The organism is Phyllobacterium sp. SB3 (genome assembly GCF_040009165.1).
GTDB lineage: Bacteria > Pseudomonadota > Alphaproteobacteria > Rhizobiales > Rhizobiaceae > Phyllobacterium.
In genome coordinates, this window is sequence record NZ_JBDYKI010000002.1 from 457,618 (window position 1) to 470,468 (window position 12,851).

9 protein-coding genes are annotated in these 12,851 nt (G+C 51.1%); 8 read left to right on the top strand and 1 reads right to left on the bottom strand.

Annotated elements, in window-relative coordinates; genetic code table 11:
• Positions 1–253 precede the first annotated feature (253 nt).
• Positions 254–1,408: a DUF3095 domain-containing protein gene (locus tag ABKW30_RS08715; protein WP_348598373.1), complete on the top strand. Its 1,155-nt coding sequence runs from the start codon at positions 254–256 to the stop codon at positions 1,406–1,408.
• Between the two features lie 28 nt (positions 1,409–1,436).
• Here the strand turns inward: ABKW30_RS08715 and ABKW30_RS08720 are convergent, their stop codons facing one another.
• Positions 1,437–2,774, bottom strand: coding sequence for a nucleotide sugar dehydrogenase (locus ABKW30_RS08720; protein WP_348598375.1), 1,338 nt, complete (start codon positions 2,772–2,774; stop codon positions 1,437–1,439).
• A 365-nt stretch (positions 2,775–3,139) separates the two neighbouring features.
• On the opposite strand from ABKW30_RS08720, the gene ABKW30_RS08725 reads away from it, so the two are divergent.
• The 7 genes from ABKW30_RS08725 to ABKW30_RS08755 all read left to right on the top strand — a co-directional run bounded on the left by ABKW30_RS08725 (position 3,140) and on the right by ABKW30_RS08755 (position 12,844).
• Positions 3,140–4,486 (top strand): adenylate/guanylate cyclase domain-containing protein, encoded by a 1,347-nt coding sequence (locus ABKW30_RS08725; protein WP_348598376.1) that lies wholly within the window; start codon positions 3,140–3,142, stop codon positions 4,484–4,486.
• 17 nt (positions 4,487–4,503) lie between these two features.
• Positions 4,504–5,442, top strand: coding sequence for a polysaccharide lyase (locus ABKW30_RS08730; RefSeq protein WP_348598378.1), 939 nt, complete (start codon positions 4,504–4,506; stop codon positions 5,440–5,442).
• A gap of 128 nt (positions 5,443–5,570) precedes the next feature.
• Positions 5,571–7,460: an ABC transporter ATP-binding protein gene (locus ABKW30_RS08735; protein ID WP_348598380.1), complete on the top strand. Its 1,890-nt coding sequence runs from the start codon at positions 5,571–5,573 to the stop codon at positions 7,458–7,460.
• On the top strand, positions 7,454–9,379 hold the full coding sequence (locus ABKW30_RS08740) for an ABC transporter substrate-binding protein (protein ID WP_348598382.1): 1,926 nt from the start codon (positions 7,454–7,456) through the stop codon (positions 9,377–9,379). Before ABKW30_RS08735 ends, ABKW30_RS08740 begins: the two co-directional genes overlap by 7 nt.
• 2 nt (positions 9,380–9,381) lie before the next feature.
• Positions 9,382–10,380: an ABC transporter permease gene (locus ABKW30_RS08745; RefSeq protein ID WP_348598384.1), complete on the top strand. Its 999-nt coding sequence runs from the start codon at positions 9,382–9,384 to the stop codon at positions 10,378–10,380.
• Entirely contained in the window at positions 10,377–11,552 is a 1,176-nt protein-coding gene (locus ABKW30_RS08750; RefSeq protein ID WP_348598386.1) for an ABC transporter permease, read from the top strand. The genes ABKW30_RS08745 and ABKW30_RS08750 overlap by 4 nt, the downstream gene beginning before the upstream one ends.
• 77 nt (positions 11,553–11,629) lie before the next feature.
• Positions 11,630–12,844 carry a glycosyltransferase family protein gene (locus ABKW30_RS08755; protein ID WP_348598388.1) on the top strand — a complete coding sequence of 405 codons (1,215 nt, stop codon included), beginning with the start codon at positions 11,630–11,632 and terminating at the stop codon, positions 12,842–12,844.
• Positions 12,845–12,851 lie beyond the last annotated feature (7 nt).

Sequence of the window (12,851 nt, forward strand, 5' to 3'; positions counted from 1 at the left end):
GATAACGAACTAGTCCCCCTTGCGAGCATGATATGCCTGCACGTTATTAGCACCCTCAAAGGAATGTCTGGTTTTATTGAGCAAGAATCAGCAGCAGGCATATGGTTGCACACCCCTGTCGGCGCACACAAGACATGAACAATTGTATTTTCAAACTTTCACATATTTAAATAATCCGTGATATTCGGCATTCGCAGCCCTAACAAACCAACTTGATAATCGCTTGCTGTAAGTGCCTATGATACTGTCCGTCATGGCAACTGAATCGACCGACGATTTTTTTAAAACCCTACCTGTGTTCGAACAGTTCGAAGGCGTTGCCGACAACTCCAATTACAAGTCTTTGCCAGACGATTGGATATTGGCCACCGCGGATATCGTGGGTTCAACGGAGGCAATAAAACAAGGACGCTACAAGGCCGTCAATGTAGCAGGCGCCAGCGTTATATCCGCTCTTCTCAATGCATTGGGTAAGCACAACCATCCATTTGTGTTTGGGGGCGATGGCGCTTTGGTCGCACTACCCGCATCACAAAAAACAGAGGCTCGCGAAGCTCTCGCTACGGTACAAGCATGGGTTCAGGACGAACTGCAATTGAACCTTCGTGCGGCTCTCGTTCCAATGGCGGATGTCCGCGCCCAAGGTTTGGATGTGCGTGTTGCCAGATTTAAAGTCAGCCCGGATGTATCCTATGCAATGTTTGCCGGTGGAGGTGCCAGTTGGGCCGAGGCCCAAATGAAGGCCGGTAAATATGCGGTCGAACCTGCATCATCGGGCTCGCGGCCTGATCTGACAGGATTGTCCTGCAGGTGGAACCCAATTCAAGCCCGTAATGGCGAAATCGTCTCTATTATTGCGGTTCCTGGGACATCAGGGGCAGATGTTCGCTTTCAGCAATTGGTAGCCGATGTAATCGCGGTGGCTGCCGAGCAGAATCGCGGTGCTCATCCAATCCCCGAAGAAGGCCCGCCGATTGAGTTTACATTACAAGGCATTGATACGGAGGCAAAGGCAGCGGCTTCAGCTGGAAAGAGAATTTATCAAAAATTGGCTATTTTGCTTCAGATCGGCTTGACGGTGATCCTTGATAGACTGGGCATGACGGCTGGAGGTTTCGATCCGAAAGTCTATAAACGTGAACTGGTGCAGAATTCTGACTTCCGTAAGTTCGACGACGGTCTCAAGATGACAATCGACATCGACGCTACTCGGCTGAGCCGGATTGAAATACTATTGGAAAAAGCAGCCAACGATGGAACCTGCCGATATGGACTACACAGGCAGAGCACAGCTTTGATAACCTGCTTCGTCCCGACACCACTTGCACATGACCATATCCACTTCATAGACGGTGCAGCTGGAGGCTATGCAATGGCGGCCAGCAATCTCAAGGCCAAGCTCGTTTGATTGGGATTCCGGGCGACCGACGAAGCTTCTAAGACTTTATAATATGGTCAGCCATCAGACCACGTTTCGTGAAAATATTACGTGTATCCACTATAAGAGGAGACCACGCTGCAAGTGATGCATAATCGACGCTGTCATGGTCGGTTGAAATCAAAACCGCGTCGTAGGATGTAACCTCTTCCTTGGTGAGGTCGACTGATCGGCGCCCTTTCAAAGCCATATACTCCCGCGTTGAAGGAATTTCGCCAACATAAGGATCGTGATAATCAGCAGTACCGCCGCGCTCATGGATGATTTCCATCAATCGAAGCGATGGGCTTTCGCGAATATCAGGGACGTTTTTCTTGTATGCCAAACCTATGATCAGAACGCGCGAACGGCTGAGTGCCTTGCCCATACGGATATCCAGCGCTTCTGCCAGCTTACCTACTACATAACGCGGCATGGCTGAATTGATCTCGCCTGCAAGTTCAATAAATCGTGTCGGCAGTTCATACTCCCGCGATTTCCACGTCAGGTAGAAGGGATCGATGGGAATGCAATGCCCGCCAAGACCCGGGCCGGGATAGAATGGCATGTATCCGAAGGGCTTGGTCTTTGCTGCTTCAATAACTTCCCAGATGTCGATCCCCATTGCGGCGTAAAGCGTTTTGAGTTCATTGACCAAGGCGATGTTTACAGCCCGGAAGATATTCTCTGTAAGTTTTACCGCTTCAGCGGTTGCATTGGACGATACCGGAACAACCGTCTTGACGGCTTTACCGTAGAAGGCTTGCATCAACTCACTAGCTTCCGCACCATCACCAGCAACAATTTTGGGAATGCTCGACGTATCAAAATCGCGATTACCCGGATCTTCACGCTCTGGCGAAAACCCCAGAAAGAAGTCCTTGCCGGATTTCAAACCTGTCTTTTCGAGAATGATTTTGACGATGTCGTCCGTCGTGCCGGGATAAGTGGTCGATTCCAATATAATCAGTTGACCCGGACGAAGCGTCGCCGCGATAGAATGGCTGGTTGCCTCTACATAGGACAGGTCAGGATCACGATGTTTTGTCAGTGGTGTGGGGACACAAATCACGATCACATCACACGAAGCAAGTTCCGAAAAATCATCCGTCGAGCTAAATCTTCCCGCGGCGGTTTCTCGCGTAAGAGCTTTATCATTCACAGCCTCGATATAGGATTTTCCGGCATTCAAATCGACAATCTTTGCCGGATCGACATCAAATCCTGTGACGCGAAACCCGCTGTTTGCAAGCGTGATAGCCAGCGGCAGTCCAACATAGCCAAGCCCGATAACCCCGGCCCTTGCTTCCTGCGTTTGTATTTTGTTCGAAAGCTCGGTGAAAGAAGTATTGGTCAATGGATATCCCGGTCTTTATCGCCTGTTTCCCTCAACGTTAGATGGCCGTTGCATTCATGGCTGTCAAGCGATGGGCGTACTCCTGATTATGTCACAATGAAGTGACGTTGTCCTATTGTTTGCGGCTACCGACATTCCCATTTAAACCATATCAACATAATCAATTAGAGGACGCCCGTCTGTTTGCCTGCGAAAGCCGAGTGAAGCTGGTAAACCGCCTTTGCGGTGGATTGTTTGCCAGCGTTGACACCGCACCCGGATTCACTCATCCTGTTGTTATTACTCTCCTGTTCGCGCGTAGCTGATACGTTCGACAAATGGCATGCGTGGGAAATGGACGTGGCTCGAATTTGTAAGGACGAGGGATGAGCGCGACCCAAGCGGATATTTCCACAATACTTCTCGACAAAGTAGCAGACTGGGTTACTCAATCTGCCTTGGCAGGTGACAGCCTTGAAGTAATCGTTCGCGGGTTTTGCGAGCGCATAGCGGCGGCAGGCTTACCAATAGCCCGCGTTAATCTTTCCTTCTCGATGCTTCATCCCCTTTACGACGCTCTCGGTTTTACCTGGAAACGTTCGAGTGGCATGACAGTCGAGGGTTATCGCCATAATCCGGGTGAAAAGCCCGAACGGTTCCTCCTGAGCCCCTACTTCTATCTGCTCAGCAATAATCTGGAACATTTGCGGCGACGCATCGATTTGGATGGTCCCTCCGAGTTTCCGGTTCTCGACGAACTGAAACTTGAAGGAATGACGGACTATCTTGCTTTTCTGCAATCATTTGGCGGCCAATCTACTCAAGGCATGATGGGATCTTGGGCAACCGATTCCACTGAAGGTTTCAGTGACGCAATGATTGCCAAGCTTCTGCGCCTGCAAAATCACCTTGCCGTGGCCGCAAAAATGGCTGTTCTTGGAAAGCTCGCCGACAACATGCTGACCACCTATCTGGGTGGCAATGCCGGCAAGCGCGTTCTCAATGGTCAGATTCGGCGAGGCGATGGAGAGACTATTCGTGCGGCGCTGGTCATGGGCGACATGCGTCAATCCACGATGCTCGCCGAAAAAGAAGGCCGACAGGCTTATATTGACACTCTTAACCACTTCTTTGACGCAATCGCTGCGCCCTTTAACCGCGGCGGCGGTGAAATTCTGAGCTTCATGGGCGATGGTTTTCTTGCGGTCTATCCGTGCGGTCGGCACAAGGACCCTTCCAAGGTCGCTTGCCAGTCGGCGCTTTCAGCCGTTTCCAAGGCACAGGCACGCGTTGCCGAACTAAACACGATGCGCCAGCAAGACGGTCTCAGCGCTATCAGATACGGCATTGGCCTGCATGTAGGCAATGTGATGTTTGGCAATGTCGGCTTAAAGGACCGGCTGACATTTTCAGCTTTCGGTTCGGCTGTAAATGAAGTGCAGCGCCTTCAAGGTCTTACAAAAAAATACGATCGTGAAGTTGTCGCCAGTCAGGCATTTGCAACTTATTGTGGCGGCGACTGGACAACGCTTGGTGAAGAGAAATTGCGGGGTGTTGGTCAGAAAGTAACGGTCCTTCTGCCAAAGCAAGCCGACCAGACAGCACAGCTTGACGATGCCTACGATGAGATTACCTATGACGGGCTTTCGGAAGCAGAACAGGTCATGCTACTTCACAGAGATGCCAAGACTGCTCCTCCAAAACGCCCACTCCTAGAGAAATTCATGCAATGATAGGAAAACACATCGCCATGGCCTTTCTTGCGGCAGCTTTGAGTACAACGGGTGCAGCAGCGGACTCCACGAGCGACGTGTTAATCGATGGTTTCGACGGAAAAGACTTTTCCGCTGCTGGCGGTCTTTATTATCGCCAGAATTTTGAGCAACAGGCGGGCAAGGTCGAATTTCAATCCGAGGTTAAACTAACCGGCGCTGGCGCGTTGAAGTTGAGCGTCAGGCCGTTTTGTCCGAAAGTGCGGAAAAACTGCAGTGAGCGCGCTGAAGTCTGGGAGAAAACCCAACACCGCGTACCCTATGATCAAGGTGTCTGGTATGGTTTTGCGGTCAAGTTTGCAGACCCCATACCAAAAGGTGACCATCGCTATTTGATTGCGCAGTGGAAAAGAGAAATTGGACCGGAAGCTGTCGGTGATTTCAGCCCGTTTTTGGCATTGCGCCTTAATCAGGGAAAGCTTTTTGCGACGATTGAAACCAACTATGTCGCGCCATCAAAGGCTGCCGGGTTAAGCACTGTGAAAGCCTGCGGTGACAAACAAACGCCTGTCTGGTTCCGGCCCGAGACCAACCAAATGCGGGCACTTATTGCGACTGACGATAAATGGACCCCGCAAGACGGCAAGCAGTTCAACAGCTGTACCGATGCTCTTGTTGTAACTGACAGAGGCAACAAGTTGCCGACTCCGGATTCCGGGTGGATTGATTTTGCCATATACACAAAGCCGGGTCCGGATGGATCTGGTCATGTCGAAATTTTTGCCAACAAAAAATGGATTGTGACGGTCAAAGGTCACATTGGCCACGGCGACAAAGGACTCGGCGACAATCAGTATTTCAAATTCGGTCCCTATCGCGCGGCCGACAAGACCGAATGGGCGCTCTACTTCGACAATTTCCGCCGCTCTCCCCGCTGCTCCGATGTCCTTGACGCTTCCGTCTGTCCCACTCCCTGACCGCAAAGGATATGTATTTGATCTGCTTGGGCAATCGCCTTTCAACCAACTGGACTCATCCAATAGCGTAAGCTAGTCTCAATTCCAGTTGACAGAAAACGACAGCCTTCAAGGATTAAGTCGCTCGCATGACGTCGGGAACGGATTTGTTGCGTATAGAGAACCTTGGCATTTCATTTGCAATGCTGGGTGGTCGAATGAGTGTGGTAAAGGGCGCAAATCTTCGCGTCCTGCCAGGTAAAGTGACGGCTCTTGTTGGAGAGTCCGGTTCCGGAAAATCTGTAATAAGTCAGTCTGTTATGGGTATTCTGCCCAATACGGCCAGCGTCACGGGCAAAATCCTCTTCACGGATCCCGAGAATGGCAAAACGACCGACATACTCCAGATGTCACGTGACGGGGCTGAGCTGCGAGACTTGCGCGGCAAGCGAATGGCTAAAATCTTTCAGGAGCCGATGACCTCACTGTCGCCGTTGCATACGGTCGGCAACCAGATAAGTGAGGTTTTGCAAATCCACACCGAAGCAACCAAGGAGGAGCGCAGGGCTCAGACAGAGGAAATGCTGAAACTCGTAGGGTTTCATAACCCCGCGCGTACTTACGACATGTATCCGTTCGAGTTATCAGGCGGAATGCGTCAGAGGGCGATGATCGCAATGGCCCTGATTTGCCGCCCCGCTCTTTTGATTGCTGACGAGCCTACAACTGCTCTCGATGTAACAATTCAAGCCCAGATTCTGGAGTTGCTGAAGAACCTTCAGCAAAAGCTGAATATGGCTATGCTGCTCATAACACACGATCTTGGTGTGGTAGCCAACATGGCCGATGAAGTTGTGGTCATTTATCACGGCGAGATCATGGAGGCTGGTCCGGTAGATGTCATTTTCCGCAAGCCTCAACATCCTTATCTGAAAGGATTAATGGCCGCCGTCCCGCATTTTGATATGAAACCGGGTGAACGGTTGAAGGCTCTGCGTGAGGTGCCTGTTAACTCCGACACGCTCTGGGCAAAAAAACCCACACCGGAAAATACACCCGAAGTTTTGCTCAGTGTTCGTAATCTTACAAAGAGTTATGCCATTCGCAAATCCGGTATGTTTGGCAAACAAGATAAAACCCGCATAAAAGCCGTCGATGACGTCAGTTTTGATATTCGCCGGGGCGAATGCCTGGGACTTGTAGGTGAAAGTGGCTGCGGCAAGACCACGCTTAGCAAAATCTTGATGCGGGCCATAACTCCCGATAGTGGCAGCGTTACCTTTGATGAGGGTAAGGGTGAGATCGACGTTCTGGCAGCACATGGTGACGCCTTGATGGATCTCAGAACGCATATCCAGATGGTCTTTCAGGATCCGGTCTCTTCTCTTTCTCCGCGCATGACAATCCAGAACATTCTCAGCGAGCCACTGGAAATCCATGGACGCGGGGATAAGGCATATCGTCTGGAAAAAGTGCGCGCATTGATACAAGCTATCGGTCTTGATCAACGCTATCTCAACCGATACCCGCACAGCTTTTCAGGTGGACAGCGCCAGCGTATAGGGATTGCACGCTCACTGGCACTTGGACCGCAATTGTTGATCTGTGACGAACCGGTTTCCGCACTCGACGTTTCCGTTCAAGCACAAATTTTGAACTTGCTCAAAGATTTGCAAAAGAAATTGGGCCTAACCTACCTGTTTATTTCCCACAATCTTGCGGTGGTTGATTACATGGCTGATCGGATAGCAGTCATGTGTGCAGGCCGTATCGTTGAACTGGCTCCCCGGGAGATTATTCTGCGCAATCCAGTGCACCCTTATACACGCTCGCTTCTCGCCGCAGTCCCTTTTCCTGATCTGGATAGGCCACTTGATTTCAAAACTCTCAACGCAAGCGGTGCGTCGGATAAGCGGGCTTGGGGAGCACAGTTTTCCGGCGAAGCTGGCTCAAGTGATCTTGCACAGGCCGATCTGGGTGGTGGCCATCTTGTTTTGGCTAGACGCAATGTCGATGCCAAGGAGTTGCGGACGTGGTAACGCGACGCAAAATACTCGGCACATTGGGCCTGGGCGGACTCGGATATCTGCTATCGCCAAATTTCGCGTTGGCGGCTGACCGTGATCTTGAACCTGAGTTTTTATCGGACAGGCTCAAGGCCCGCAGTCTTCCACCTCTCGCCGAACGATTGCCTACAAGGCCCCGAATTATCGGTCTGAAGGAAATGGGGCGGGTGCCCGGGCGTTATGGCGGCACTGTTCGCACCATTATTGGCAGTGCCAAAGACATTCGTTTTATGACTATCTATGGATATGCCCGGCTTGTGGGATATGACGAGAATTTGGTGCTGCAACCGGATATTCTCGAGGCATTTCACGAAGAAAATGATACCATTTTCACCTTTACCATCCGGGAAGGGCATCGTTGGTCCGATGGTTCGCCTCTAACCGTAGACGACTTCCGTTACTGGTGGGAAGACGTTCTTCTCAATAAGGATTTGACGCCGGGCGGCGGGTCACTTGATCTCCGCGTCAATGGCAAACTACCTAAGTTTGAAGTCCTCGATAATTTGACTGTACGCTATTCATGGGATGCGCCAAATCCCAATTTCCTGCCAAGTCTTGCAGCGCCTCAACCGCTCGCTATTCACGGCCCGTCAGCTTATCTGAAACAGTTTCACAAGAAGTATCAGGATCAATTCCGGCTCTCTGCACTGATGCAGGAAAACCGCGTAAAAAAATGGGCTGACCTGCACATCAAGATGGCGCGTGAGTACCGGCCCGAAAATCCCAGTCTCCCAACGCTCTATCCTTGGCGAAACACCACGGCCCCTCCTGCAGAGCAGTTCATTTTTGAGCGCAATCCCTATTTCCATCGTGTCGATGAAAACGGTAGACAATTGCCGTATATCGACCGCTTTATTCTAAACGTGAGTTCGTCTTCGATTATCCCTGCCAAAGCCGGTGCTGGAGAAAGCGACCTTCAAGTTACGGGCGTTGATTTCAATGACTATACCTTCTTGAAAGATGCCGAAAAACGCTATCCCGTAAAGGTCAATCTGTGGAAAATGACCCGTGGATCACGCGTTGCAATTCTACCAAACCTGAATTGTGCAGATGCTGTCTGGCGCGGATTGTTCCGTGATGTGCGCGTGCGCCGGGCGCTGTCACTGGCAATAGACAGACATGAAATCAACATGGCAGTTTTCTACGGCCTTGGGACGGCGAGCGCGGACACTGTGCTTCCGGATAGTCCGCTTTACAAACCGGAATACGCGAAAGCATGGATCGACCACGATCCGGACCAAGCCAATGCCCTGCTGGATGCCGCCGGCCTGCATAATCGCAATGAAGACGATATCCGGTTATTGCCAGACGGTCGTCTGGCCGAAATCACTATCGAAACACCGGGCGAAAGCACATTGGACACAGATGTTCTGGAGCTTGTAGCGGATCATTGGCGGAAGATCGGCATTGCTCTTTATACCCGGACGTCGCAGCGTGACATTTTCCGTAGCCGTGCACAGGCTGGCAGAATTATGATGTCGATCTGGTACGGCATTGAGAACGGCGTTGCTACGGCGGACATGAATCCGCAGCAACTCGCACCTACTGCAGATGACCAGCTCCAATGGCCGTTATGGGGCATGTATCACCTTTCTCTCGGTCAGAATGGCCAGGCGCCGGATCTGCCGGAAGCGCAGGAACTGGTTCGCCTGCAAAACAGCTGGCGCGGCTCCAGAAACATGGAAGAACGCACTGCTATCTGGCACCAGATGCTTTCAATCTTCACAAGTCAGGTTTTCTCCATAGGGTTGATTAACGGAACCCTGCAGCCTGTTCTTCACACAAACAAGCTGCAGAATGTTCCCGAAAAGGCTCTCTATGGCTTTGATCCGACATGTTATCTCGGTATTTACATGCCGGATACATTCTGGCTTGAGACGGAGCAAGTTTAAGCATGCTTCGTTATATTCTCTGGCGCATTGCCGCCATGATCCCGACTTTGCTTATCATATCCGCTCTCGTTTTCGTAATTATTGAACTGCCTCCAGGCAATTTCATCGATAGCCAAATTGCAGAAATGCAGGCTCAAGGTGAAACTGTCAACATACAGGATCTGGAAGAACTGCGCGCCCAGTATGGTCTGGATAAGCCCCCTGTGCTGCGATACTTTTATTGGGTTGGCGGCATGCTTGAAGGCGATTTTGGCTACTCGTTCGAGTATCAGTTGCCAGTCAGTGAGGTCATTGGCGATCGAATGTGGCTGACTATCCTTGTGTCGTTCGTGACCATTCTTTTTACTTGGCTGATTGCTTTTCCGATCGGCATGTACTCAGCCACGCACCAATATAGCTGGAGCGACTATGGACTGACGTTTCTGGGCCTACTCGGCATTGCCATCCCCAACTTCATGCTAGCACTCATCCTGATGTACTTTGCCAATGTATGGTTCGGCACGTCCATAGGGCATCTCATGGACCAGCAGTATCTCAACCAGCCCATGAGCTGGGAGAAAGCGCGATCAATTCTTTCGCATCTTTGGATACCGGTCATCATCGTTGGTACGGCCGGTACAGCAGGGATGATCCGCCGCCTCCGCGCGAACTTGCTGGACGAGCTTCAAAAGCAATATGTCATGACAGCACGGGCCAAAGGGCTTCATCCATTTCGGACTTTGATCAAATATCCTCTTCGCATGGCGCTGAACTTTTTTGTATCTGATATCGGATCAATCCTGCCGGCGATTATCTCCGGTGCCGAAATCACGGCAATCGTACTTTCTCTTGAAACCACAGGCCCCATGCTCATAAAAGCGCTTCAGAGTCAGGATATGTATCTTGCCGGCTCGTTCCTCATGTTTCTCGCATTCTTGACCGTTATCGGCGTCCTGATCTCCGATATCGCTCTTGCTTTTCTGGATCCGCGCATCCGGCTTTCTGGCAGGAGCACGAAGTGACGACTCAGATACCTCTCCCCGGCGCGCCATTACAGCATTATGTTTCCACGGCTCCATTCGATCCTATGTCCGTCGAGGAAATGACCGAGGCACAGGCCAAGGTTCACCTCGCCTCACAGCTCAAACTGATGTGGTGGAAATTCAAGCGGCACAGGGTTGCTCTGGCTTCCGGTATTTTTCTGCTCCTGCTGTACGGCATGATTATCATTGCGGAGTTTTTGGCTCCCTATAACCTGCATACACGCAATGTTGATTTCATCCACTCCCCACCTCAACGCGTGCATCTTTTTCAGGACGGAAATTTTATCGGGCCGTTCGTCTATGGCCGCGAAATGAAGCTGGATATGGAATCGCTGAAGCGTGTCTACACCGACAACAAGAACGTTGTTCAGCCGATCCGTTTTTTCTGCAGGGGTGATGACTACCGTTTTTGGGGATTAATACAGTCCAACGTTCATTTTGTGTGTCCGGCAAAAGGGGGCCAGATGTTCCTGCTTGGAACAGATCGTCTTGGCCGCGACGTGCTGTCCCGGATCATCTATGGTGCGCGAATCTCTTTGACCATTGGATTGATCGGCATCACCATAAGCTTCGTGCTTGGTATCATTATTGGCGGCCTTGCGGGCTATCATGGTGGTGTGTTTGATCTCCTGGTCCAGCGTGTTATCGAAGTTTTACAATCTTTGCCTAGCTTACCGCTTTGGATGGCACTCGCAGCCATCATGCCTGTAACCTGGAGTCCCATTCTGATTTACTTCGGCATCACGATAATTCTCGGCATGCTCGATTGGACCGGACTAGCGCGATCGGTCCGTTCCAAGTTGCTCGCCTTGCGCGAGGAAGACTATGTATTGGCCGCACAGCTCATGGGGGCGAAGAGCAGCCGCATTATCGGCAGACATCTGGTTCCTGGCTTTATGTCGCACCTGATTGCGACTGCAACAATTTCTATCCCCGGAATGATCCTTGGCGAGACCGCACTGAGCTTTCTGGGCTTGGGTTTGAGACCGCCCATAACCAGCTGGGGTATACTCCTTACGGAGGCCAGAAGCGTTAGCGTCATTGCATTCTACCCTTGGCTATTGTTTCCAATGGTTCCGGTCATTCTTGTCATACTGGCGTTCAATTTCTTGGGAGATGGGTTGCGCGACGCCGCCGATCCATACAGATAAGAGGCTGGTAGATTGCTTTTGATCACCTATTTGAATGGTATTGCGCGGGCCCGCCCGCAAAAAAGAAAGTTCCAACCATGATGCGTCGTTTCGAGGATGCACGAATCCTGATGTACAGTCACGATACGTTCGGCTTGGGTCATTTGCGTCGGTGCAGGACTATTGCACATTCGCTTGTTGAAGATTATCGGGGATTGAACATCCTGATCATCTCGGGCGCGACTATTGCTGGTGCGTTTGATTATCGCGCGCGCGTGGATTTTGTTAAAGTTCCAAGCGTCATCAAGCTGCGCAATGGCGAATACACGTCCCTTGCCCGTCATATTGATCTGCATGAAACCCTGAAGATGCGGCAATCAATTATCAGACACACCGCGGAAACTTTCCAGCCAGATATTTTTATCGTCGACAAAGAACCCATGGGGTTGAAGGGAGAGGTCGAAGAGACCCTGACTTACCTCAAATCACGGGGCACCACGCTCGTTTTAGGCTTGCGTGAAGTTATGGATGCGCCGCACCTTCTGGAGGCGGAGTGGAAGCATAATCAGGTCATCAGTAAAATCGATCAGCTCTATGACACCGTATGGGTTTATGGCCCCCCAGACTTTTATGACCCACTGGTCGACCTTGATGTGCCTGAAACGATCCGGGATAAAATGAAATTCGTTGGCTTTCTGCAGCGCAGCGTATCTCATGAGGCAGCCTCCGAACATGTCCCTGATGGCGATTATATTCTTGTTACAACGGGCGGCGGCGGCGATGGTGCAGACCTCGTTCACAACGTCATTCACGCCTATCAACAAGATCCTACATTGCAACATAAAGCGTTCATTGTGCTCGGCCCATACATGCCTGCCAAACAACGTGCGAAGCTGGTAAAAAAAGGAAGCAAAATTCCGTACATTCAGGTTATTGAGTTCGATAACCGCATGGAAGAGTTGATTGCCGGTGCAAAAGCCGTAGTCGCTATGGGTGGGTACAACACCTATTGCGAGATATTGTCGTTCGACAAGCCTGCATTGATTGTCCCCCGCATTGCTCCCCGCGAAGAGCAGTTGATCCGGGCAAAACGCGCGGCAGAACTCGGCCTGATTGAGATGCTCCTACCGGAAGAGGCCGAAGATCCGATAAGGCTGGCGGAAGTATTGAAACGTCTCCCCGAACGTGCTCCTCCATCCCAAAGCGGCAAAGGAGAAGGCATGCGTTTGGAGGGACTTGTGCATATCTCTGAAATCGTCGGTGAATGGTTGGACGACCGTGAGAATGAGCAGCTTCCCGCAGTTGCTGAGTAAGAGTAGA

Coding starts and splice junctions, on each gene's coding strand:
- ABKW30_RS08715 (WP_348598373.1), top strand. CDS start 254: ATGGCAACTGAATCGACCGACGATTTTTTTAAAACCCTACCTGTGTTC.
- ABKW30_RS08725 (WP_348598376.1), top strand. CDS start 3,140: ATGAGCGCGACCCAAGCGGATATTTCCACAATACTTCTCGACAAAGTA.
- ABKW30_RS08730 (WP_348598378.1), top strand. CDS start 4,504: ATGGCCTTTCTTGCGGCAGCTTTGAGTACAACGGGTGCAGCAGCGGAC.
- ABKW30_RS08735 (WP_348598380.1), top strand. CDS start 5,571: ATGACGTCGGGAACGGATTTGTTGCGTATAGAGAACCTTGGCATTTCA.
- ABKW30_RS08745 (WP_348598384.1), top strand. CDS start 9,382: ATGCTTCGTTATATTCTCTGGCGCATTGCCGCCATGATCCCGACTTTG.
- ABKW30_RS08755 (WP_348598388.1), top strand. CDS start 11,630: ATGATGCGTCGTTTCGAGGATGCACGAATCCTGATGTACAGTCACGAT.